Genomic DNA, 22,616 nt, shown 5'->3' on the forward strand with positions numbered 1-22,616 from the left:
GTGATTGGCACCTGCCGAGCTTCATGGGGTGGCCAGGAGAAGTAATGAAAGGCTTAATCGCCCTTGCGACATTTGCAGTGCTGGGCGGATGCGCCAGTATGAATGCACCGGAACAACAGAGCGCATGGACCCGTTGGGTGTGTGACAGTCAGGCCGAAGTGCTATGGCATTTCACCGACAGCACCAAGACTCAAGTCGATGTTCGCCTGGGTGGCAAAGATCAGGTCTATCGTTTAAAGCCTGAGCCTGGCGCTTCCGGGGAGTTGTACAGCGACGGTGTGTTGGCGTTTCACATAAAGGGTGAGGAAGGCCTGGTGTACTGGGTCGCCACCAATGATTTGATCGGTCGCGCTTGCAAGGCTCCCTAGTTCGGCGCTGAGTATGTTTGCGACTGCCTGTTAAACGCGTTCGGCCATTGTCCGATGCGCAAAATTTGAATAGCAGCCGCCGTTAAGGCAGGCTTGCACGATTAACGACCCTACCGGGAGAGAGACCTAAAATGGCACTTATCAGCATGCGCCAGATGTTGGACCACGCAGCCGAGTTCGGCTACGGCGTCCCTGCTTTCAACGTCAACAACCTGGAACAGATGCGCGCCATTATGGAAGCGGCCGACAAGACCGATTCCCCGGTGATCGTTCAGGCTTCGGCCGGCGCGCGCAAATACGCCGGTGCCCCGTTCCTGCGTCACTTGATCCTCGCCGCAATCGAAGAGTTCCCGCACATCCCTGTGGTCATGCACCAGGATCACGGCACCAGCCCTGATATCTGCCAGCGCTCGATCCAGTTGGGTTTCAGCTCGGTCATGATGGACGGCTCCCTTGCAGAAGACGGCAAGACCCCGACTGATTACGAGTACAACGTGCGCGTGACCCAGCAAACCGTGGCCATGGCGCATGCCTGCGGCGTGTCGGTAGAAGGCGAGCTGGGCTGCCTGGGTTCCCTGGAAACCGGTATGGCTGGCGAAGAAGACGGCGTGGGTGCAGAAGGCGTGCTTGATCACAGCCAACTGTTGACCGACCCGGAAGAAGCCGCTGACTTCGTCAAAAGGACTCAGGTCGATGCCCTGGCTATCGCCATCGGTACCAGCCACGGCGCGTACAAGTTCACCAAGCCGCCTACCGGCGACACCTTGGCGATTGAACGCATCAAAGAAATCCACAAGCGCATCCCCAACACCCACTTGGTGATGCACGGTTCGTCTTCTGTTCCGCAAGAGTGGTTGAAAATCATCAACCAATACGGCGGCGACATTAAAGAGACCTACGGCGTACCCGTCGAAGAAATCGTCGAAGGCATCAAGTACGGCGTGCGCAAGGTCAACATCGACACTGACCTGCGTCTGGCGTCCACCGGTGCGATGCGTCGCCTGATGGCCACCAACCCGAGCGAATTTGACCCACGTAAATTCTTCGGCGAAACCATCGTTGCCATGCGTGACATCTGCATCGCGCGTTACGAAGCGTTCGGTACTGCTGGCCAGGCATCGAAGATCAAGCCGATGTCGCTGGAAAAAATGTACCTGCGTTATGCCAAAGGCGAGTTGAACGCCAAGGTCAACTGAGTTTGAGTTGATCGAAAAAAAACCCGCAGCGATGCGGGTTTTTTTGTACCTCAAGTTACCTGTAGGAGCGCTGCATCTACCGTTGCAATACCCGAATGCGCGACAGCAGTTCATCCCGGTCGATGTAGCAACCCTGGAAGTGCCGCGCACCGGTTGCTGGGTCGAACGCATTACGGGCGTGAAGGGTGCGGCGGTTGTCGAAGCACCACATGTCGCCGGGGCTCAGCCGCGCACTCACCCGAAAGCGTGCTTCGCGGGTCATGGCGATAAAACGTCGATAGGCCCGATACAGTGCGGGCATCTGCTCTGCGGGAGCGTCGAACGGGCCGCGCAGGAAGTTCGCCATGCGGATTTCACGGACCTGGCCCAAAGTGTCCAGTGCAATGATCGGCGCGAGGCACCGGTAGTCGCTGTGGCGATCCTTGTTGCGAAACTCCACCGGAATCTCGCACACACTACGAAACGCCTCCGGGTCTTCATGGCGCAGGGCATCGGCAATCGCAAAGCCATCGACGAACACACTTTCGCCGCCCACCGCGTCATTCACCAGGCAATGCAGAAACTGCAGCCCCGGTTGCAGCTCGCGGGTCGGCAGGTCGCTGTGCAACGGCAGATTGAAAGCGGTGTAGGCGTTGCTGTCGGCATCGGCTTTTGATTGCACATTGAACAGCACGCCAAAATTACTCTCGCGGATAAACGAAATCCGCTTGGCGATCCCGGCCAATGAGCCCGGCTCCGTGGGCACGCCGCGCACCTGCGTCAGGCCGATATCACGCAACGCCAGCAGCCACTGAAGCAGCGCCTTCGGGTCCTCCATGATCGCGTGATATTCGAACACCGGCAGTTGCAGGTTGGCGGTCCACAGTTGGCTTTTCGGTTTGGCTTCGAACCGCTCGGCGCGCGACGCCTCGTCGTAAGCATGGGCGCGCAGCCAGCCAGGATCAAAACGACTTTGATGGCCGTTCTGCCATTCCACGCACAGACAACCCTGGGCGTCGACAAGACTGGTGTTGGGCACCAGGTCTTCAGCGACATCGACGATTTCCAGCACCTGCTCACGGGTCACGCTGTACACGCATTCAGGGCACGGGCAGTTATCCCGCAGCCATTGATGATGAAAGGGGCTGAGCCGCCCATCGGCCCATTGCACGTGCAACCTGTCCGCCAAGGGTTGTACGGCGGTCAACGCGCTGATCAACGGGTAATTGCGAAAGTCGGCGACGGCGGGAGTGTTAATGGCGATCTCCTTTTTATGCGTGCAGGGATAGGCTCTTGGGTCAGACGGGCAAACCAATCACGCGGCCGATGTAGGCGGGCCGCGGCAGGTCTTTTTGGGTTTCGACCAAGGCCAGCAGGGTGTTCAATACCGGCTCGCTGAACGGTGCCGAGCGTGGGCCCGCCAAGTCGACGTGCAACAGCATTTGCTCGTTGGCGGCCAAGGGTTCGTCGCTGCCGGGTGTGTGCAGGCTGTGGTAGAGATGCACGCGTTTACGGTCGTGGCCGATAACTTGAGTGCGGACTTCGACCGCTTCGCCCAGCTTCACTTCATGCAGATAATTGAGATGGCATTCGAGGGTGAATAACGAGTGGCCGCTGGCTTCGCGGTTGTCGCTGTCCAGGCCCAAATGGTCCATGAAAGCGTCTGTGGCGTAGCTGAAAATCAGCAGATAGAACGCATCGCGCAGATGCCCGTTGTAGTCGACCCAGTCAGCGAGGACCGGGGTTTTGTAGGTGGTAAGTGTTGGCATGGCAGTCTCATCAATTTTTATCTGGAATGACCCCTTGTAGGAGCGGGCTTGCCCGCGATGCAGTCAGCGCGGTGTGTCAGGCAAGTCGCTATCGCGGGCAAGCCCGCTCCTACAGGTTTATTTATCGGCTACTCGCTAAACGCCATTCCATGCTTGGCTTTGGTGGTTTTCACCGCTTCAAGCACGGCCAGCAGGCAGTCATCGCGATAGCGTTCCAGGGCCGAGATACTGTGGCTGCCGAGCTGGTCGGTGGTGCCGTCGACCACATCGTCGATCAGCTTGTCGGTCAGTTCGGGTGCCGGTAAATAAGTCCACGGCAGTTGCAGTGCCGGGCCGAATTGCGCCATGAAATGGCGCATGCCCGCATCGCCGCCTGCCAGGGTGTAGGTCAGGAAGGTGCCCATGAACGACCAGCGCAGGCCTGCGCCAAAGCGGATCGCATCGTCGATTTCGCCGGTGGTTGCCACCCCGTCGTTGACCAGGTGCAAGGCCTCGCGCCACAGCGCTTCGAGCAGGCGGTCGGCGATAAAGCCCGGCACTTCCTTGCGCACGTGCAACGGACGCATGCCTAGGGACTCATACACCTTGATCGCCGCGTGTACGGCTTCGGGTGCCGTGTGCTTGCCGCCGACGACTTCAACCAGTGGCAGCAGATAAACCGGGTTGAACGGGTGACCGACCACGCAGCGTTCGGGGTGGATGGCGCTTTCGTAAAATTCGCTGGGCAACAGGCCGGAGGTGCTGGAGCCGATCAAGGCATTGGGCTTGGCTGCGGCGCTGATCTTGCTGTGCAGGTCCAGCTTCAGGTCGAGACGCTCCGGGGCGCTTTCCTGGATGAAGTCAGCATCACGCACACATTCTTCGATGGTCGCGACAAAGCGCAGGCGATCTTGCGACGCACCGGGTGCCAGGCCCTGTTTTTCCAGGGCGGACCAGGCATTGGCCACGCGTTTGCGCAGGGCCGCCTCAGCGCCGGGCGCCGGGTCCCAGGCGATCACGTCCAGGCCGTGAGCCAGTGCGCGGGAAACCCAACCGCTGCCGATAACGCCGCTGCCGAGCGCGGCGAAGATTTTGATGTCAGTGATAAAAGTCATCGCTACTTCCTGAATAGAAATCTGTAGATGATTCTGTGGGAGCGAATTCATTCGCGAAGGCGGTGTGTCAGGCACTGACGATGTTGGATGTGCCGACGTCTTCGCGGATAAATCCGCTCCTACAATGGAGATCAGCCGCGTTTCTTGAGGCCCATCTTGACCCGGCCTTCGGCGGGGGTCAGAACCCGGGCGCCCAGGCGGCTGAGGATTTCCGAGGCGCGTTCGACCAGTGCGCCATTGCTGGCCAGCACGCCGCGATCAAGCCAGATGTTGTCTTCCAGACCCACGCGCACGTTGCCGCCGAGCAGCACGGCCTGGGCTGCCATCGGCATCTGCATGCGACCGATACCAAAGGCTGCCCACACGGCGTTTTCAGGCAGGTTATCGACCATGGCTTTCATGGTGGTGGTGTCAGCGGGTGCGCCCCACGGGATGCCCATGCACAGCTGGAACAGTGGGTCGTCGAGTAGACCTTCCTTGATCATCTGCTTGGCGAACCACAGGTGACCGGTGTCGAAAATTTCCAGCTCGGCTTTCACGCCCAGCGCTTGAATGCGTTTGGCGCCAGCGCGCAGTTGGGCTGGAGTGGACACGTAGATGGTGTCGCCATCGCCAAAGTTCAGGGTGCCGCAATCGAGAGTGCAGATTTCTGGCAGCAGTGCTTCGACGTGTGCCAGGCGGCTCAGCGGGCCGATCAGGTCGGTGTTCGGACCGAACTCCATCGGGTTCTCGCCCGCGCCAATCTCCAGGTCGCCACCCATGCCGGCGGTGAGGTTGACGATGATGTCGACGTCGGCTTCGCGAATGCGCTCCATCACTTCGCGGTACAGGGCCACGTCGCGGCTGAACTTGCCGGTTTCCGGGTTGCGTACGTGGCAATGAACCACGGTCGCACCGGCTTTGGCGGCTTCAACGGCGGCGGCGGCAATTTGTTTGGGAGTGACCGGGACCAGATGGCTCTTCCCGGTTGTGTCGCCAGCACCGGTCAGTGCGCAGGTGATGATGACGTCATGGTTCATTTCAGGTTCCTTACAGGCGGATTTTAGGGTGTGGCAATCCCGTCCGCAGCCCGTTCAGGCTGCGGATCGGTGGTTCGGATACGCTACGGGTTGCTGCTCAGCTTCAGGTTTTCAGCGGCATCTTTGCCGTCAAAGGTTTTCACCCCGGCGAGCCAGCGCTTGAGGTCTTGCGGATGGTCTTTGAGCCATTGCCGGGCTGACTCAAGCGCGTCTTTGTGGTCGAGCAACGGCTGCATCATCCGGCTCTCGTCTTCAGCGGTGAAACTCAGGTTGGTCAGCAGCTTGTCGACGTTCGGGCAACGCTGGGCATAATCCGGCGCGGTAACGGTCCAGACTTTGGCCTCGCCTTCATTCGGGCCGAGGGCGTTATCGCTGCCAGTAAGGTAGGTCATCTTCTGGTTGACGTTCATGGGGTGCGGCGCCCACCCGAAGAACACGATGGCTTCGTTGCGATTGACCGCCCGAGTGACCGCCGACAGCATCCCGGCTTCGCCTGATTCCACCAACTGGAAGTCGCCGAGGCCAAACTGGTTCTTGGCGATCATTTCCTTGATCTGGGTGTTGGCACCTGAGCCGGGCTCGATGCCGTAGATTTTGCCGCCCAGTTCTTTCTTGAATTTGGCGATGTCGGCAAAGGTTTTCAGGCCCTTGTCGGCGAGGTAGGTCGGAACGGCGAGGGTCGCGCGAGCGTCTTTGAGGCTGGGTTCAGGCAGAATGCGCACCTGATTTTGCTTCACGAACGGGGTGATGGTCTGGGTCATCAACGGGTCCCAGTAGCCGAGGAACATGTCCAGGCGCTGGTCGCGGATGCCGGCGAAGATGATTTGCTGCGAGGCGCTGGTCTGTTTGGTCTTGTAGCCCAGGCCATCGAGCAAGACTTGGGTCATGGCGCTGGTGGCCATAACGTCGGTCCAGTTGACCACGCCCAGGCGTACGTTCTGACAGGTTGCCGCTTCAGCTGCACTGGCGCTGTTGGCGATGAAGGTGGTACCGGTGAGTGCCAGCAAACAACAGCTGATCAGTCGTTTCATGATGGATTCCCTCGGCAGTCGTTATTGTGGGGTTCCGACGTCTGCGCGCCGTGATGCAACGTTACGCAGCCGCAGCCCCCGGAAAACGCACAGCGGCGACGCGCTCTTGCACAGTAGCGACCTGTTCCCTTGCTGTCCTCATTCAACTGGCGTATGTGGTGAGTGATGCTGACCCCGCGAGTACCGCCGATGTCCCAGGACTATTACTTTTTGCTCATGCCCGGGTTCTCGGTGATGGGCTTCGTCTCGGCCGTCGAGCCATTGCGCGTCGCCAATCGCTTCGGCGGCGAGCTGTATCGCTGGCATGTGCTGAGTGTCGATGGCGGGGCGGTGGTTGCCAGTAATGGCATGTCGGTCAACGCCGATGCCGCGCTGGAGCCGCTAAAAAAAGGCACGACGTTGTGGGTGGTGGCGGGTTTTGAACCCTTGAAGTTCTGCACCCCAGCGCTGGAGCAGTGGCTGCGTCGACTCGATCACGAAGGCGTGACCCTTGGCGGCATCGACACCGGCAGCTTTATCCTGGCGCAGGCAGGCCTGCTCGACGGCCATCGCCTGACCCTGCATTGGGAGGCGTTGGGGGCGTTCAAGGAGTCTTATCCACAGTTGGCCGTGACTCAGGAGTTGTTCGAAATCGACCGTCGCCGCATCACGTCCGCAGGCGGCACGGCGTCCATCGACATGATGCTCGACCTGATCGGCCAGGCCCACGGGCCGGAACTGGCGATTCAGGTGTCGGAACAGTTCGTACTCGGCCGGATTCGCCCGCGCAAAGACCACCAACGCATGCAGATCGCCACGCGTTACGGCATCAACAACAAAAAGCTGGTGCAGGTCATCGGCGAAATGGAACAACACACCGAACCACCGCTCAGCACCCTGGACCTGGCCGACGGGATTCAAGTGACCCGCCGTCAGCTAGAGCGCCTTTTTCGCCTGCATTTGAAAGACACTCCGAGCAATTTCTATCTCGGGCTGCGCCTGGAGAAGGCGCGACAACTGCTGCGCCAGACCGACATGAGTGTGCTGGAAGTCAGCCTGGCCTGCGGCTTTGAATCGCCGTCGTACTTCACCCGCAGTTACCGAGCACGGTTTACGCGCTGCCCGAGAGAGGATCGACAGCAGTCGAAAGCGTGAATCACTATCAGGTGCGGCTTCACTCCATCCCGATCGACTGCAAATACTCCGACCGTTGATCGCTCATCTGCGAGAAGCAATCGTTTTGCCCGATTTCGAGGGTCTGGCTGCCTTTTTCGCTCAGGAAGGTTTGTACCGTGCAGTCAGCCTCGCGCAGTTTGGTCCAGATCTGTTGGGCATTTTTTATTTTTGCGAGGTAGTCGTTCAGCTGCGCCGGGTGGTTGGCGTACTGAGAGCTGATCCGGTCGACCAGGTCTTTATAAGCGTTATCCAGCTCGTGCTGGGAGGTGGTTTTGTTGAAGGCCGAGCACTCGAAGCTCTGCTGGGTGGTTTCCACGTTGTCGCAGGGGGTGCTGTCTTCGGCTTGAGCGCCGGTTGCCAGCACTGCCAGCACCAATAACATTGACCTCATTTGCGACATCCTCGCCGGTTGTTCGGAGCAATCGCCAGAGATTTTCCTCCAGGCGCCGCGTAAAGAACAGAGGCCCAATGGTCTATCTAAGCAGGTGGCGCTGACCCTTTGTCGTTTCTTGACGCTTTCGGCAAACCCCCTGTCGTTTTTGCACCCGGCTCGCTCAACCCTCAGGCATATGCTGGCCCCAAAGCGCCGGCAGACGATTCGGCGCATGAATCACCCAGAGGGGACAGCCTGATGAGCCCAGCCGAATTGCACGCCGACAGCATCGTTATTGACGGGCTGATCATTGCCAAGTGGAACCGTGAGCTGTTCGAAGACATGCGCAAAGGTGGCCTGACCGCTGCTAACTGCACCGTGTCGGTGTGGGAAGGTTTCCAGGCGACCATCAACAGCATCTGCACCAGCCAGAAGCTGATGCGTGAAAACAGTGACCTGGTCATCCCCGTGCGTACCACGGCGGATATCCGCAAGGCCAAGGAACAAGGCAAGACCGGCATCCTCTTCGGTTTCCAGAACGCCCACGCTTATGAAGACCAGATCGGCTACGTCGAGATCTTCAAGCAGCTCGGCGTTGGCATCGTGCAGATGTGCTACAACACGCAAAACCTGGTCGGCACCGGCTGTTACGAACGCGACGGCGGCCTGTCGGGCTTCGGTCGCGAGATCGTTGCCGAAATGAACCGCGTCGGCGTCATGTGCGACCTGTCTCACGTGGGTTCGAAAACCTCCGAAGAAGTCATCCTCGAATCGAAAAAACCGGTCTGCTACTCGCACTGCCTGCCGTCCGGCTTGAAAGAACATCCGCGCAACAAGTCCGATGAAGAGCTGAAGTTCATCGCTGACCACGGCGGTTTCGTTGGCGTGACCATGTTCGCGCCGTTCCTCGCCAAGGGCATCGATTCGACCATCGACGACTACGCCGAAGCCATCGAATACGTGATGAACATTGTCGGTGAAGACGCCATCGGTATTGGCACTGACTTCACGCAGGGTCACGGTCAGGACTTCTTCGAATACCTGACCCACGACAAGGGCTACGCGCGTCGTCTGACCAGCTTCGGCAAGATCATCAACCCGCTGGGTATTCGTACCGTGGGTGAGTTCCCCAACCTGACCGAAACCCTGCTCAAGCGCGGCCACCCCGAGCGCGTCGTGCGCAAAATCATGGGCGAGAACTGGGTGAACGTTCTCAAGGATGTTTGGGGCGAGTAACGCTCACACCGTATCTGCATTGAATAGCTGACCCCACTGCCATCCGCGCAGTGGGCGCAACCCGAATTTCTGGAGTGTTACCCCATGGCTAAAATCGCCCCGCAACTGCCTATCGAAGTCGACAGCGAAACCGGTGTCTGGACGTCTGATGCGTTGCCGATGCTCTACGTGCCACGTCACTTTTTCGTCAACAACCACATGGGCATCGAAGAAGTGTTGGGCGCTGACGCCTACGCCGAAATTCTCTACAAGGCGGGTTACAAATCGGCCTGGCACTGGTGCGAGAAAGAAGCTGAATGCCACGGCCTGGAAGGCGTCGCGGTGTTTGAGCACTACATGAAGCGTTTGTCGCAACGTGGCTGGGGTCTGTTTAAGATCGAAGCCATCGACCTGGAAAAAGGCACCGCCAGCATCCGCCTGGAACACTCGTGCTTCGTCTATGTGTACGGCAAGGTCGGGCGCAAGGTCGATTACATGTTCACCGGTTGGTTCGCGGGTGCCATGGATCAAATCCTGGCCGCCAAAGGCAGTCCGATCCGCACTGTGGCCGAGCAGGTTTACGGTGGTTCTGAAGAAGGCCACGACGATGGCCTGTTCATCGTCAAGCCATTGTAAGTCGAGGTTTCCGTCATGGCTTTCGAAGCAATGTTCCAGCCCATCCAGATCGGCAAACTGACCATCCGCAACCGCGTTCTCAGTACCGCGCACGCCGAGGTTTATGCCACCGATGGCGGCATGACCACTGATCGGTACGTGAAGTATTACGAGGAGAAAGCCAAGGGCGGTATCGGCCTGGCCATTTGTGGCGGGTCCTCCAGCGTGGCCATCGACAGCCCGCAAGGCTGGTGGAAATCGGTCAACCTGGCCACCGACAACATCATCCCGCACTTCCAGAATCTGGCGGATGCCATGCACAAGCATGGCGCCAAGATCATGATTCAGATTACTCACATGGGTCGTCGTTCGCGTTGGGACGGCGACCATTGGCCGACCCTGCTGTCACCGTCAGGCATTCGTGAACCGGTACACCGCGCGACCTGCAAAACCATCGAGCCGGAAGAGATCTGGCGCGTGATCGGCAACTACGCCAGCGCTGCCGGACGGGCCAAGGCTGGCGGTCTGGATGGCGTCGAACTGTCCGCCGTGCACCAGCACATGATCGATCAGTTCTGGAGCCCTCGGGTTAACAAACGCACCGATGAATGGGGCGGCAGTTTCGAAAACCGCATGCGTTTCGGTCTGGAAGTGCTCAAGGCTGTGCGCAAGGAAGTCGGTCCGGATTTCTGCGTCGGTATTCGTCTGTGCGGCGACGAATTCCATCCCGATGGCCTGAGCCATGAGGACATGAAGCAGATCGCCAAGTATTACGACGACACCGGCATGCTCGACTTTATCGGTGTGGTCGGTTCGGGGTGTGACACCCACAACACCCTGGCCAACGTTATCCCCAACATGAGTTATCCACCGGAGCCGTTCCTGCATTTGGCCGCCGGTATCAAAGAAGTGGTCAAGGCCCCGGTCCTGCACGCGCAGAACATCAAGGACCCGAACCAGGCAACACGGATTCTGGAAGGCGGGTATGTCGACATGGTCGGCATGACCCGTGCGCACATCGCTGACCCGCACCTGATCGCCAAGATCAAGATGGGCCAGGTCGATCAGATCAAGCAATGCGTGGGTGCCAACTACTGCATCGACCGTCAATACCAAGGGCTGGATGTGCTGTGCATCCAGAACGCCGCGACCTCCCGTGAATACATGGGCGTGCCGCACATCATCGAAAAATCCACCGGCGTGAAACGCAAAGTGGTGGTGGTCGGTGCCGGTCCTGCAGGCCTGGAAGCCGCACGCGTGGCTGCCGAGCGTGGGCATGACGTGACCTTGTTCGAGAAAAAAGACGTGCTCGGCGGGCAGATCACTACTGCATCGAAAGCGCCGCAGCGCGATCAGATCGCCGGCATCACCCGCTGGTTCCAGCTGGAATTGGCACGCTTGAAAGTCGACGTGCGTCTGGGTACTGCGGCCGACCCTGCAACCATCCTGGACCTGCGTCCGGATGTGGTGGTGCTGGCAAACGGCGGTCACCCGTTCCTGGAACAGAATGAACATTGGGGCGCGGATGAAGGCCTGGTGGTCAGCAGCTGGGACATCCTCGACGGCAAAGTTGCACCAGGCAAGAACGTGCTGGTCTACGACACCATCTGTGAGTTCACCGGGATGTCGGTTGCCGACTTCCTTGCGGACAAAGGCAGTCAGGTCGAGATCGTCACTGACGACATCAAGCCGGGCGTGGCTATCGGCGGAACATCGTTCCCGACGTACTACCGCAGCATGTACCCCAAAGAAGTGATCATGACCGGCGACTTGATGCTGGAGAAGGTCTATCGCGAGGGCGACAAGCTGGTCGCGGTGCTGGAGAACGAGTACACCGGCGCCAAAGAGGAGCGGGTGATCGACCAAGTGGTGATCGAGAACGGCGTGCGTCCAGACGAAGAAATCTACTACGCGCTGAAAGAGGCCTCGCGCAACAAGGGCCAGATCGACATCGAAGCGTTGTTCGCTATCCAGCCGCAACCTTCGTTGAGTCAGCCGGGCGAGGGTTACTTGCTGTTCCGCATCGGCGACTGCGTGGCCCAGCGCAACATCCATGCGGCGATCTACGACGCATTGCGGTTGTGTAAAGACTTTTAAGAGAACCCTGTAGGAGCGCGCTTGCCCGCGATAAGGCCGGAACGGCCTTCAAATGTTATCGGGTAAACGATTTTTGTGGCCGCTTCGGTCGAGCGCGACCCCGGGCCAATCGCGGGCAAGCGCGCTCCTACAGATGACCGAGTCCGGTTTTGTAAACGCGACAAGAATTCAGACCCACCCGGTTTTGATGGGAGCTCCACATGTTGAACACCCTTCTTCCCATCCTGTTGTTCGTCGCCCTGGCCCTGGCCGTGTTGGGCGCAGTGCGGCGGATGATGCTGTGGCGCCAGGGCCGGGCGGCCAAGGTCGACGTGCTCGGCGGCCTGCTGGCCATGCCCAAGCGCTACATGGTCGATCTGCACCACGTTGTGGCGCGGGACAAATACATCGCCAACACCCACGTCGCCACCGCTGGCGGCTTTGTGCTGGCGGCCGTGCTGGCGATCCTGGTACACGGCTTCAGCCTGCACAACCGGATCCTCGGCTACGCCTTGCTGTTGGCGTCGGCGATCATGTTTGTCGGCGCAATTTTCATGGCACTGCGCCGGCTTAATCCGCCTGCGCGGCTGTCGAAAGGCCCATGGATGCGCCTGCCAAAAAGCCTGATGGCCTTTTCCGTCAGCTTCTTTCTGGTGACCCTGCCAGTGGCGGGCATCCTGCCGGAGCACTTTGGTGGTTGGGTTGTCGTCGTGGTGCTGGGCGTGGCCGTGGCCTTGAGCTTGACGGAAATGTTCTTCGGCATGACGTGGGGCGGGCCGATGAAGCACGCCTTTGCCGGTGCTTTGCACCTGGCCTGGCACCGTCGCGCCGAGCGCTTTGGTGGCGGCCGTTCCACCGGTTTGAAACCGCTGGACTTGAGTGACCGCAGCGCACCTTTGGGCGTGGAAAAGCCCAAGGATTTCACCTGGAACCAACTGCTGGGCTTCGACGCCTGTGTGCAGTGCGGCAAGTGCGAAGCCGCCTGCCCGGCCTTCGCTGCCGGCCAGCCGCTGAACCCTAAAAAACTGATTCAAGACATGGTGGTCGGCCTGGCTGGCGGTACCGATGCCAAGTTCGCGGGCAGCCCTTATCCATCCCTTGATGGCAGGGGCAAACCGATCGGCGAACACGGCGGCAACGCTCATCAGCCGATCGTCAACGGTCTGGTGGACGCCGAAACCCTGTGGTCCTGCACCACCTGCCGCGCCTGCGTCGAAGAATGCCCGATGATGATTGAGCACGTTGATGCCATCGTCGACATGCGCCGTTTCCTCACTCTGGAAAAAGGCGCGACGCCGAACAAGGGCGCCGAAGTGTTGGACAACCTGATCGCCACCGACAACCCCGGCGGTTTTGCACCGGGTGGCCGGATGAACTGGGCGGCCGACCTGAACCTCAATCTGCTAAGCGAGAAGAAGACCGCCGACGTGCTGTTCTGGGTCGGTGATGGCGCGTTCGACATGCGTAACCAGCGGACCTTGCGTGCTTTCGTCAAAGTCCTGAAAGCCGCCAATGTCGACTTCGCGGTGTTGGGCCTCGAAGAGCGCGACAGTGGCGACGTGGCTCGCCGTTTGGGCGATGAAGCGACGTTTCAGTTGCTTGCCAAACGCAACATCCAGACCCTGTCCAAGTACGCCTTCAAGCGTATCGTCACCTGCGATCCGCACAGCTTCCATGTGCTGAAAAACGAGTACGGTGCTTTTGACGGCAACTATCAAGTGCAGCACCACAGCACCTACATGGCCGAGCTGATTCAGGCGGGCGCGTTGAACCTTGGCCAGCACAAAGGCTCCAACGTGACCTATCACGACCCGTGCTACCTCGGCCGTTACAACGGCGAATACGAGGCGCCGCGTGAGGTATTGCGCGCACTGGGTATCGAGATCAAGGAAATGCAGCGCTCCGGTTTCCGCTCCCGTTGCTGCGGCGGCGGTGGCGGTGCACCGATCACCGACATTCCTGGCAAGCAGCGGATTCCCGACATGCGCATGGAAGACATCCGCGAAACCGGCGCCGAGCTGGTGGCTGTGGGTTGCCCGCAATGCACGGCGATGCTTGAAGGGGTGGTCGAGCCTCGGCCACTGATCAAAGACATTGCCGAACTGGTCGCCGATGCGTTGCTGGAAGACGTCGTCGCCAGCAAACCGACACCCGTTAAGCGTCAACCTGCGGAGGTGCATTGATGAGCGACATTATCCGCCGCGACCCCCGCGCCGAATGGATCGCCCGTAACCGCCTGCACCCGCTGCACGCGGCCATGCAGCCCGCGCAAACCAGCTGGATGGGCCCCAACGGCATCGTGCGCAAAGATGTGCACAACGTCGGCTTTATTGGCCCCAACGGTATCAAGCGGATCGACCGCAGTGGCGCGCAACAGGGCGGGGCGGTCAGACGTTCTGCCGCGGCCGACGTGCAGTTGCCGCTGCAGGTCATCGCGCAACCGGCGTTCTACATTTGCGTCGCACCGGACATGGTCGGCGGTCGCTTGAGCAGCCACGACCGCGACGTGTTGGGCCTGGCTCATCAACTGGCCGGCAAAGACGGCGCGGTGCTGGCCGTGGTGTTCGGCGAGCATAAGGAAACTGCATTCGCCACCGCCGGCGTCGACCGTCTGTTGCTGCTCGACGGCAGTGAGTTCAACGGTTATTCACCGGAGCAGCGCGTTCAAGGGCTGCGGGCTGTGGATAACCAGTTCAATCCGCGTCATTGGCTGCTGCCTGACAGCCGCAATGGTGGCGGTGAGCTGGGTCGGCGCTTTGCCGCAAGCCTGGGCGAACGTCCGGCAACGCGGGTCTGGCAGGTGACTGACGAGCAGTGCATCGGTCGTGCGGGTGCGGGGCGTGAAGACCTGGCGCGTCCATTGGCGCGCTTGATTCTGGCCGCCGTCGAATGTGCCGAGCCGGTCAGCGACACCCGTCACGAAGCGTTGCCCGTGGAGTTATCCACAGCCGTCGCTCGCAGTCTGTCGCGTATCGAAGACCTCGGTGCGGTGGCGGTGGACCCGGCCGCCATTCCCATGGCCGAAGCGGAGTTCATCTTCTCGGGTGGCAATGGCGTGAAAGATTGGGATTTGTTTCACCGCACTGCTGCGGCATTGGGCGCCACCGAAGGCGCATCCCGTGTGGCGGTGGACGATGGCTACATGGCGCGTGATCGCCAGGTCGGCGCCAGTGGTACCTGGGTCACGGCCCGGGTCTATGTGGCGGTCGGTATCTCCGGCGCGATCCAGCATCTGCAAGGCATTGGTGCCTGCGACAAGGTGGTGGCGATCAACCTCGATCCAGGGTGCGACATGATCAAACGTGCTGACCTGTCGGTGATCGGTGAAAGCGCGGACATACTCAAGGCACTGATTGCTGCGATTGAGGCTTACCGCAACGAGGGGAAACGCGATGCCGCTTAATTCGAAGGCCCCTGTGGATAACAACGCCATCCATGTGATCAGCCTGGTGTCCATCGGTGCGCACCCGACTTCCGGTCGTGCACGCCGCGCCGAACAGGATGCGCGCGCTGTCGAACTGGGCCTGCAGCTGGTTGGGGATAACTTGCACGTGCTGCACGCCGGTAATGTCGAAGAGCCTGCGCTACGGGCTTATCTCGGCATGGGTCTGGATGAGCTGCATGTTCTTGAACAGCCGGAAGGCGCCGATGCATTGCCCGCTCTGGTTGATTATCTGCGTGACGCAAACGTGCAAGTCGTGCTCACCGGTAGCCAGGCGGAAACCGGCGAAGGCTCGGGCATGTTGCCGTTTCTGTTGGCGGAAAAACTGGGTTGGCCGCTGGTGGTCGGGCTGGCGCAGGTCGAATCGCTGGATAACGGCGTGGCCCATGTTCTGCAAGCGCTGCCTCGCGGTCAGCGTCGTCGGCTGAAGGTGCGTCTGCCTTTTCTCGCCACGGTGGATAACGCCGCGCCCAAGTCCCGGCAGAGTGCCTATGGTCCTGCACAACGTGGGATGCTCGCGGTGGAGGAGGTCGAAGTGGTGGTGGATGAGCTGTTGGCATGTTCGACGCTGCAACCGGCCAAGCCCCGGCCCAAACGTTTGAAAGTCATCAAAGGCAAAAGCGGCGCCGACCGTATGAAAGCTGCAACGGCCAAGGCCAGCGGTGGCGGTGGACAAGTACTCAAGGGCCTCGACGCCAAAGAAGGCGCCGAGGCGATTTTGAAGCTGTTGATTGAGGAAGGCGTGGTGCGGTAGGTGCGCAGGAAGTACCACTGCGACTTCTGGATGATTACGCCGGATATCACGCCCCGGCGTTGCAGCCGGGGGGCGAATGTCTGGCCTGCATGACCCGAGTTACTTAAGCTGGAACTGCGGATCTCCCGTGAGTTTGAACAGCAACTCAGCGCCCTCGGGCCAGGGCCCGTACCCGGTTTGGCCGTTGATGTGGCCGGCATTTTTTACCCAAACCAGTTCACTGCCCCAAGCCTGGCTGAAAGTCTTGGCCCGCTCCTGGGTGACATACGGATCATCCGTACTCGCCACCACGATCGTTGGAAAAGGCAGGCGTTGCGTCGACATCGGCACAAAACCCGAGGTGCCCGACGGATAGCTATCTGCCTCGGTATCACTCGGAGCCACCAGCAATGCGCCACGAACCTTGCGCGCCTCGGGATACTGCTGCGCCCAGCGGGTGATCAAGGTACAAGCCAGGCTGTGGGCCACCAGCACGACCTCCCCGTCGGCAGCAGCAATTTCCTGATTCAAGCGCTCAACCCAATCCTTCGCGTTTGGTGTTTCCCAGTCTTGCTGCTCGACCCTGTGCAGGCCTGAAAACTGCCGCTCCCACTGTGACTGCCAATGTGCTTCACCCGAATTGAACAGGCCCGGCAAGATCAAAACCCTGACTGCCATCTTTCTTCTCCTTCAAGACCATTCACACGCCAGCGCAGAACCATTGGGCTGCAAAAAACACCAGCACACCGATGAAACTCGATAACAACATACGCCGAGTCAGGAAATACAGCACAAAAACAGCCAAGGCCCCCAACAGGTAAGGATTGTCCAAACGGGTGTTGAGGCGTGGTCCGCTAACGCGCATCCCCCCTCAGACGTTGGTGAATATTCCGGTGACCGGGCTGGCGTTGCCGCCGTAGGGCACGGTGGTTCCGGCGGCAGCGGCGATGGTTGCCCAGATGCGCTGCATGCCCACGAGCTTTTGGCCGATGACCGGGTTTCCTGAGTGGTGGCTTTCATCGAACTGGGAGGTGACGTTCAAATAACGGCCCTTTCCGGTTGTGCCGGTGTTCAACAAACCACTGGCTCCGCCCATCAGCAGCAATGGCATGTCAATCGTGTGCTCGGGAGCACCGTCGGCCATCTCGCTGGTCACCACGACCAGCGTGTGTTTCAGCAGGCTGTCAGTGGGCACGTCGGGGTCGGAAAATTTAGCCAGTTCGTCCATGAACTCCTTGGCCTTTTTCGCGTACCACTGGCGTGACCCACGCCATGCTTCCTCACCTGCATACCGGTGCGCACAATCGTGTGGGTTTTTCGTGCTGCTGACGTCCAGGATATTCAGGGATTCAGCGGATCTCCCCACCTGAATGGTTGCAACGCGGGTGATGCCGCAGCTCAGGGCCGTTGCAACCACCTGGCTGTGCGCGTGTTGCACTTCATTGCGAAACGTTGCCGACGTGATGGGGTGATTTTCCAGGCTCAGCGTCTGGCATTCAGAAATGGGAGGCAATGAGTCATCCAGGTCGGCGATGACCTGTTCGACTGAGTCCAAGTGAGTGTCGAGCTTTTGTCGTTGGGCGCCCGCCAATAGCCCTTTGACTTCCTGAATATCGGTCAGGATCGGGTCGAAGGCATGCTTGCTGCGCACCTGGTGCTCGCGCACCGCGCTGTTGGTAACGCCAAACAGCGACTCGTAAAGCAGTACCGGGTCTTGTTGGGGTGTTCTGATACTGGCGTCTTTCCAGGAGACGTACCACGGGGTGCCATCGGTTCCTGCATGAGGACCAGCAAACACCGCTCGCTGCGACGTGCCCGGCATATGATCCCCCAGCAAGACATCGATAGAGCTCATGCTCTGACCCTTGTCACGCAGGATATTCATCCACCCGTTGTGGCCTGCGTTTCCCACCCCACTCATGGTCCCCCGAATGTACAGAGACTGGTCGCGATAGGCCGCCAGCTCCTGACTAACGTCCCCCAATTGAAAGTCGGGGGTGTCGGTGACGCTGCCCGTCACCGTCGGGTGCCAAAGGCCTTTTCCATCACCGAAACCTCCACCGGTAATGGAGTCGACCGCCAGACCGTCGGGAACCACGAAGAATACGACTTTCAATTTCGCCTGCTGCTTTTCGCCCGCCAGTGCCATGCGCACCAAGCCGCTGCTGCTCAGGGGCAGCACGACACCTGCGGCGGCCAATCCCATCAAAAAACGGCGACGACTTGTGAGTACGTTCATGGCTGTTTCCTTGCGTCCGGGGACTGCTTGTAGAGGAAGGCGTGCGATGTCGCCACGGTGCGCATCATGTCGCGCAGGGAGCCTGTCGCAGCGAGCCCCTTACTCAGCGCATTGATGATGCCCGCGGTGTGTGCCTGGGCCTGGCTGCCAAAGGTAAAACGGAAATAACTGTCGGCCATACACCGCTGGGCGTCCGGGTTATGCGGAATCAATGCAGCGATATCCCGCACGTCATTCACGTCCGCCAGTGTGTGTGAGCCGGTGTTATCAATGAACGGACCACCTGCATAGATCGGCAGCACCTGCGGGAACACGGTGTAGTTGTAGGCATTCTCCTGTTGGCGATAACGGCCGGAAGCGTCGTAGTTTTCCATGGCGCCACCGGTGTCGTTCATGTACTGGTGACATTTCCAGCAGTTTCCGCTGGAGGCATGTTCGCCGTTGACCAGGTCCCAACGTTCGCGGGTGGTAATGGCCCTGTCAGGAAAAGCAGGCTCGCTCGGATCAGCCTCGACCGGTGCGCCGAACTCCTTACAGAACATCTGCTCGCGAACCATTATTCCGCGCTTGACCAGTGACGTCGCGGCATAGTCAGAGGTGGCAACCTGGGTCACGCCTTGATGCAATAGGCCGCCGCGTTTGGCATCGACCGACACTTTGACCATGTCCGCGCCGCTAACCCCGGTAATGCCGTAATGCTCGGCGAGTGGCTGATTGAGAAACGTGAACCCCGGGTTGAACAACTGGTCCAGCGTGCCGTTCCCTTCCTTGATCACGTACTCGACAAACAAGCGCTGCTCCGTCCTCATGTCCTCAATGAGGGCCGGAGTCAGCCCCGGTTTCTCCTGCAGCTCACGCGCAGTTTTGGTGTAGTACTGGATGAAACGATTGAAGTGATCAAGGCCTCGAGGCGTCAGCATCATGGCGTCGACTTCAGCGCCGATCTGTTCTGGCGTATTCAGTCGTCCTGCCTCGGCTTTGGTCATTAGCGCATCACTGGGCGTCGTGCCTAGAAATGCATAGGAAAGCGCCGTGGCGAGTTCGTTGGCTGTCAGTCGGTAAACATCAGGTTCGCCCTCCACTTCAATGCCCAGTTCCGAGCGGTAGAGGTAGTAGGGCGAGAGCAGCATGCCGGTGATGAGTCCCTGCGTACCTTGGTCATTCAGCAGTTGGGTATAACGCTCGGTTTCAGGCACCGTCAGCGGACGACGGAACAGTTGGTGGCCCAGCGTCATGACTGCAGTTTTCGCGTTGGCTTTCTTGAAGGGTTCCAGCCGTTGAGGAGGCGCCTGGTTGGCGATAGAAATGGCCATGTCGTAGAAAAGCTTGGCGTCTTCGGCTTCGACAATCCCGAGGTCGGCTTCACCTGGGTATTTAAATGTGCTGTCGGATTTATCCGCAGGTAACTTTCCTGGGTTGATGTCCAGCGTGAAGATGTCTTTGATCGTGTTGACGTATTCCGAACGCGTCAGCAATCGCAGTTGCCGGGTGCCGACCGACTCAGCCGGGTTGAGATACGGAGCCCAAACGGTATTGAGCAAATGATCGGCCACCTGTTCGCCACAACGCTGATCGCAATGCCCGGTGATTTTCATGCCTCTGATCCACTGAACAAAATTGTCGTGGGTGGCATTGCTCCAGCTATGGGCCATGCTCGCATTCTGAAAATAGTCAGTGCTATGGCACTTGCTGCATTTTTCCGCGATGACGGTACTGCCCAGATTCTCTACTGACCGATAGGTCACGGGGGCCATGTCGAAGTCGGTGCTGCTCTCGTTGATGTCGATGGCACCGAGGGTGGGCTCTGGTAGCACCTGAGTGAAGTAAGGGTATCGGGCCTGATACTGACCATACTTCAGCGTTTCGGTGACGCGGTCACCCCACGGAACTTGAATGACCCGAGAAGCGGTGGTGCTTGCGTCAACTAACTCGACAGCCCAATTTGCGGCGCTGACAGAGACCGGTTTTGCCGGGGCGATGAAGGTGACTTGGGCGGTCACGCTTTCATCCCGTTCTTTATAGCTCATGTCGACCACTTGATTCGGTGCCTTCTCAGAGAGCACATAAGTGGCGTTTCGGTGGGAAGGTACCCAGTGTTTGACATCGTTCAGATGAACTTCATAGCTGCCATAGTCCAGGCCCTCAAGTGTCATCACCCCTGAGCCCCAGCCCACATTGAACAATCGGGAGTTACCGCTGGCGTCAATCAGGTAGCCACTGATCATCTCGTCTGCCAGCGTCGCTGGAGGTGGGGTGCCAGAGTGAAAGACCAGGTTGGTTTTTTTCAGGCTGCTGGCGTCGTAAGTGACACGATAAATGACGCCCGCCACGTCGTCCGAAATCAACAGGCTGTTATCAGGTAACAAGAGAAAGTCCGTCGGCCGGCCAATGCAGTCGTCAGTCAAACAGTACACATCGAACTTTTCAGGGGTCTTGACCCAACCGTTGATCAAGGGGATTTGGTAAACGACTTTTCCGGCCTTGATCCCCATCCGCCGCACGTCCATGCCCGGAACAGCCACCGTGCCGGTGCCGTGAGTAGCGACCAGCAGTTGTTGCGCGCCATCTTTAGGTGGCACCGGATCCCAGTATTTAACGCCAAGAGGGGCCATGCTCATGCCGAACTCGAATGCGGCGGGTTGGTAGTTCTTCGCGTCGATCTGTGCCGGGGCGAGGTCAGATACTATTGCGCCGGCGATCAGGGGCGGATTGAAATGCTCGCCCGGGTTATCAAACTCCTGCTGAGTAAACCCCAAGGTGTTTTTGCCAAAGATGTACGGCACGCCGAAGCGTTCGTTGGGGGCGGACACGCGATTGAGTTCGTCAGAATTAACGATGTTTTGCCGATTGTTATCACTGAACCAGATTTCTTTAGAGACGGGGTTCCAGTCGAAGCCCACTGAGTTGCGTACACCGCTGGCCATGATGGTCGACTCACCGGTGTCGATGTCATACCGCAACACGGTGCCATAGCGCTTTTCCGCAGGAATCATGCACACGTTGCAGGGGATACCGACAGCCGTGTAGAGGCCTCTGTCGGTGGGCGTAACAGGGTTGAAGTGCAGGGGGTGTTTTTGGTGCCAGAAGCGTGTCCTGGAGCCGGTATCTGTTGGCGGCAACGGGAAAGCAACGCTGTCGGCAGGGAAATTCAAGACCAATTCGGGCTTGGCGTCCTTGAAGGTCGCGTCAACGTTTCTGATTCGATACAGCCCGCCGGTGGTCGAGTAAAACAGGTCGCCGTCACGGTAAGCGACGCCGTGCGGCTCCTCAAGCCCCGAGGCGATCACATAAAGACCTGTGGGCTTGCCTGCGGCGTCCAGGGGCAGTGCATAAATGAAATCGGCGGTGCCTCCGTCATAAATATAGGAAGGAATGGCGCTGGACCCGACATACAGTACGTTTTTGCCCATCGCCATCTGCCTGGGCTGAATCATGCCTTGGGCAAACAACTCAACGTTGTAACCCGGCAGGGTGCTTAACTGACCCACGTCAACAGGTCGCCGGTAGACGACGTTGATGTCCTGGTGCTGCCCGTCCTCTTCTGAAAACTTGATGATCTTCGGCGTGTTCAGAGGGGCGTAACCTTCGGACGTGTCCATGACTAATTGATAGTCGCACCGTTTAAGGCCGGTGATCTCAAGGGGGGCCCCCGAGTTGCCACTGATCGGCAGCGATTCGTCTTTACAGCGCAAGGTGCCGGTTACAATTTTCTGGTCGGACTTCCCAACGCCCTTGGTGAGTTGCCGGGAGGGCAAAATTTTCGTAAGGGTGTCGAAGGTCAGTTTTAAGCTATTACCGTGTGGCGCGGTGGCGCCGCACTCACTCAATTCGACCCAGGCATCTTTCCAGGTGTTTGTGGATAAGCCAGGTTCATACGGTGCCTGTGAGCACCACTGCCAACTGCCTATGCCGCCCTCGGCGTCGTTTTTGCACTTGTATTCCCACCCCTTGTTTTGCACGATGAAGTCTGCGGTATAAGGCGTACTTGCTGCGTACTGAGGTGAAGTACAGGCTGCTTTTCCTCGGACCGGGGTGTTAACGGTACGGGAGTAGGTCGTGCCGGGCGCAGGGCTGTTTGCATAAGCAAAAGACGGGAAAATGTAATACAGCGTCGCGATGAGTATCACGAAAACTATATAAGGCAACAGACGAACTAACGGAGGTAAGGGCATGATTGCGGTGCTCCCTGGCGTAGTGAACAACTCCTGTGCATCGGCTCTGACGCGAACAGCAAAATGACGTGCTGATTCGTTCATTCAGACACCCTAACAAACCTTCAACACCCCCCGTAACTAGCAGTTCTACTAGGGTT

19 protein-coding genes are annotated in these 22,616 nt (G+C 59.1%); 9 read left to right on the plus strand and 10 right to left on the minus strand.

Annotation, left to right across the window (positions count from 1 at the left end):
- Positions 1 to 44 precede the first annotated feature (44 nt).
- The gene (locus K0F75_RS21655) at positions 45 to 368 is read left to right on the plus strand and encodes an MliC family protein (RefSeq protein ID WP_219064022.1); all 324 of its coding nucleotides are present in this window, start codon (positions 45 to 47) and stop codon (positions 366 to 368) included.
- Positions 369 to 499: 131 nt separating this feature from the next.
- Positions 500 to 1,564, plus strand: coding sequence for a class II fructose-bisphosphate aldolase (gene fba / locus K0F75_RS21660; RefSeq protein ID WP_219064023.1), 1,065 nt, complete (start codon positions 500 to 502; stop codon positions 1,562 to 1,564).
- A 76-nt stretch (positions 1,565 to 1,640) separates the two neighbouring features.
- Here the strand turns inward: fba and K0F75_RS21665 are convergent, their stop codons facing one another.
- The 5 genes from K0F75_RS21665 to choX form a co-directional block, all read right to left on the minus strand.
- Positions 1,641 to 2,801, minus strand: a complete 1,161-nt coding sequence (locus tag K0F75_RS21665) for a gamma-butyrobetaine dioxygenase (protein WP_219064053.1) — start codon at positions 2,799 to 2,801, stop codon at positions 1,641 to 1,643.
- Between the two features lie 40 nt (positions 2,802 to 2,841).
- Positions 2,842 to 3,312 (minus strand): thioesterase family protein, encoded by a 471-nt coding sequence (locus tag K0F75_RS21670; RefSeq protein WP_219064024.1) that lies wholly within the window; start codon positions 3,310 to 3,312, stop codon positions 2,842 to 2,844.
- A gap of 128 nt (positions 3,313 to 3,440) precedes the next feature.
- Positions 3,441 to 4,406: an L-carnitine dehydrogenase gene (locus tag K0F75_RS21675; protein WP_219064025.1), complete on the minus strand. Its 966-nt coding sequence runs from the start codon at positions 4,404 to 4,406 to the stop codon at positions 3,441 to 3,443.
- 131 nt (positions 4,407 to 4,537) lie between these two features.
- Positions 4,538 to 5,425, minus strand: a complete 888-nt coding sequence (locus K0F75_RS21680) for a 3-keto-5-aminohexanoate cleavage protein (RefSeq protein WP_219064026.1) — start codon at positions 5,423 to 5,425, stop codon at positions 4,538 to 4,540.
- 83 nt (positions 5,426 to 5,508) lie between these two features.
- Positions 5,509 to 6,456, minus strand: coding sequence for a choline ABC transporter substrate-binding protein (choX, locus tag K0F75_RS21685; protein ID WP_219064027.1), 948 nt, complete (start codon positions 6,454 to 6,456; stop codon positions 5,509 to 5,511).
- Positions 6,457 to 6,645: 189 nt separating this feature from the next.
- Here choX and K0F75_RS21690 point away from each other — a divergent pair, with 189 nt between their 5' ends.
- The gene (locus K0F75_RS21690) at positions 6,646 to 7,590 is read left to right on the plus strand and encodes a GlxA family transcriptional regulator (RefSeq protein ID WP_219064054.1); all 945 of its coding nucleotides are present in this window, start codon (positions 6,646 to 6,648) and stop codon (positions 7,588 to 7,590) included.
- Between the two features lie 19 nt (positions 7,591 to 7,609).
- Here K0F75_RS21690 and K0F75_RS21695 read toward each other — a convergent pair whose 3' ends face one another.
- Positions 7,610 to 8,002 (minus strand): lysozyme inhibitor LprI family protein, encoded by a 393-nt coding sequence (locus tag K0F75_RS21695; RefSeq protein ID WP_219064028.1) that lies wholly within the window; start codon positions 8,000 to 8,002, stop codon positions 7,610 to 7,612.
- 240 nt (positions 8,003 to 8,242) lie between these two features.
- On the opposite strand from K0F75_RS21695, the gene K0F75_RS21700 reads away from it, so the two are divergent.
- The 6 genes from K0F75_RS21700 (at position 8,243) to K0F75_RS21725 (ending at position 16,086) form a co-directional block, all read left to right on the plus strand.
- Complete coding sequence (locus K0F75_RS21700; RefSeq protein WP_219064029.1) at positions 8,243 to 9,220, plus strand: dipeptidase; 978 nt, start codon at positions 8,243 to 8,245, stop codon at positions 9,218 to 9,220.
- 84 nt (positions 9,221 to 9,304) lie between these two features.
- Positions 9,305 to 9,835, plus strand: coding sequence for a DUF5943 domain-containing protein (locus tag K0F75_RS21705; protein WP_219064030.1), 531 nt, complete (start codon positions 9,305 to 9,307; stop codon positions 9,833 to 9,835).
- Between the two features lie 15 nt (positions 9,836 to 9,850).
- Positions 9,851 to 11,911, plus strand: a complete 2,061-nt coding sequence (dgcA, locus tag K0F75_RS21710) for a dimethylglycine demethylation protein DgcA (RefSeq protein WP_219064031.1) — start codon at positions 9,851 to 9,853, stop codon at positions 11,909 to 11,911.
- A gap of 200 nt (positions 11,912 to 12,111) precedes the next feature.
- On the plus strand, positions 12,112 to 14,073 hold the full coding sequence (gene dgcB, locus K0F75_RS21715; protein WP_219064032.1) for a dimethylglycine demethylation protein DgcB: 1,962 nt from the start codon (positions 12,112 to 12,114) through the stop codon (positions 14,071 to 14,073).
- On the plus strand, positions 14,073 to 15,293 hold the full coding sequence (locus K0F75_RS21720) for an electron transfer flavoprotein subunit alpha/FixB family protein (RefSeq protein WP_219064033.1): 1,221 nt from the start codon (positions 14,073 to 14,075) through the stop codon (positions 15,291 to 15,293). Before dgcB ends, K0F75_RS21720 begins: the two co-directional genes overlap by 1 nt.
- Positions 15,283 to 16,086: an electron transfer flavoprotein subunit beta gene (locus K0F75_RS21725; protein ID WP_219064034.1), complete on the plus strand. Its 804-nt coding sequence runs from the start codon at positions 15,283 to 15,285 to the stop codon at positions 16,084 to 16,086. The genes K0F75_RS21720 and K0F75_RS21725 overlap by 11 nt, the downstream gene beginning before the upstream one ends.
- A gap of 99 nt (positions 16,087 to 16,185) precedes the next feature.
- Here K0F75_RS21725 and K0F75_RS21730 read toward each other — a convergent pair whose 3' ends face one another.
- From K0F75_RS21730 to K0F75_RS21745, 4 genes are read right to left on the minus strand one after another with little or no spacing between them, the layout of a single operon-like run.
- Positions 16,186 to 16,743, minus strand: a complete 558-nt coding sequence (locus tag K0F75_RS21730; protein ID WP_219064035.1) for an alpha/beta hydrolase — start codon at positions 16,741 to 16,743, stop codon at positions 16,186 to 16,188.
- A 22-nt stretch (positions 16,744 to 16,765) separates the two neighbouring features.
- Positions 16,766 to 16,930 (minus strand): AzlD domain-containing protein, encoded by a 165-nt coding sequence (locus K0F75_RS21735; protein ID WP_219064036.1) that lies wholly within the window; start codon positions 16,928 to 16,930, stop codon positions 16,766 to 16,768.
- Between the two features lie 6 nt (positions 16,931 to 16,936).
- Positions 16,937 to 18,304 (minus strand): DUF1552 domain-containing protein, encoded by a 1,368-nt coding sequence (locus tag K0F75_RS21740; RefSeq protein WP_219064037.1) that lies wholly within the window; start codon positions 18,302 to 18,304, stop codon positions 16,937 to 16,939.
- Positions 18,301 to 22,476, minus strand: a complete 4,176-nt coding sequence (locus K0F75_RS21745) for a DUF1592 domain-containing protein (protein ID WP_219064038.1) — start codon at positions 22,474 to 22,476, stop codon at positions 18,301 to 18,303. The genes K0F75_RS21740 and K0F75_RS21745 overlap by 4 nt, the downstream gene beginning before the upstream one ends.
- Between the last annotated feature and the right edge of the window lie 140 nt (positions 22,477 to 22,616).

The sequence above is a fragment of the Pseudomonas sp. UMAB-08 genome, from assembly GCF_900095225.1.
Taxonomy (GTDB): Bacteria; Pseudomonadota; Gammaproteobacteria; order Pseudomonadales; family Pseudomonadaceae; genus Aquipseudomonas.

Coding starts and splice junctions, on each gene's coding strand:
- K0F75_RS21745 (WP_219064038.1), bottom strand. CDS start 22,476: ATGCCCTTACCTCCGTTAGTTCGTCTGTTGCCTTATATAGTTTTCGTG.
- K0F75_RS21700 (WP_219064029.1), top strand. CDS start 8,243: ATGAGCCCAGCCGAATTGCACGCCGACAGCATCGTTATTGACGGGCTG.
- K0F75_RS21655 (WP_219064022.1), top strand. CDS start 45: ATGAAAGGCTTAATCGCCCTTGCGACATTTGCAGTGCTGGGCGGATGC.
- K0F75_RS21735 (WP_219064036.1), bottom strand. CDS start 16,930: ATGCGCGTTAGCGGACCACGCCTCAACACCCGTTTGGACAATCCTTAC.
- K0F75_RS21690 (WP_219064054.1), top strand. CDS start 6,646: ATGTCCCAGGACTATTACTTTTTGCTCATGCCCGGGTTCTCGGTGATG.
- K0F75_RS21670 (WP_219064024.1), bottom strand. CDS start 3,312: ATGCCAACACTTACCACCTACAAAACCCCGGTCCTCGCTGACTGGGTC.
- K0F75_RS21675 (WP_219064025.1), bottom strand. CDS start 4,406: ATGACTTTTATCACTGACATCAAAATCTTCGCCGCGCTCGGCAGCGGC.
- dgcB (WP_219064032.1), top strand. CDS start 12,112: ATGTTGAACACCCTTCTTCCCATCCTGTTGTTCGTCGCCCTGGCCCTG.
- K0F75_RS21730 (WP_219064035.1), bottom strand. CDS start 16,743: ATGGCAGTCAGGGTTTTGATCTTGCCGGGCCTGTTCAATTCGGGTGAA.
- dgcA (WP_219064031.1), top strand. CDS start 9,851: ATGGCTTTCGAAGCAATGTTCCAGCCCATCCAGATCGGCAAACTGACC.
- K0F75_RS21705 (WP_219064030.1), top strand. CDS start 9,305: ATGGCTAAAATCGCCCCGCAACTGCCTATCGAAGTCGACAGCGAAACC.
- K0F75_RS21695 (WP_219064028.1), bottom strand. CDS start 8,002: ATGAGGTCAATGTTATTGGTGCTGGCAGTGCTGGCAACCGGCGCTCAA.
- K0F75_RS21725 (WP_219064034.1), top strand. CDS start 15,283: ATGCCGCTTAATTCGAAGGCCCCTGTGGATAACAACGCCATCCATGTG.
- K0F75_RS21740 (WP_219064037.1), bottom strand. CDS start 18,304: ATGAACGTACTCACAAGTCGTCGCCGTTTTTTGATGGGATTGGCCGCC.
- choX (WP_219064027.1), bottom strand. CDS start 6,456: ATGAAACGACTGATCAGCTGTTGTTTGCTGGCACTCACCGGTACCACC.
- K0F75_RS21680 (WP_219064026.1), bottom strand. CDS start 5,425: ATGAACCATGACGTCATCATCACCTGCGCACTGACCGGTGCTGGCGAC.
- K0F75_RS21720 (WP_219064033.1), top strand. CDS start 14,073: ATGAGCGACATTATCCGCCGCGACCCCCGCGCCGAATGGATCGCCCGT.
- fba (WP_219064023.1), top strand. CDS start 500: ATGGCACTTATCAGCATGCGCCAGATGTTGGACCACGCAGCCGAGTTC.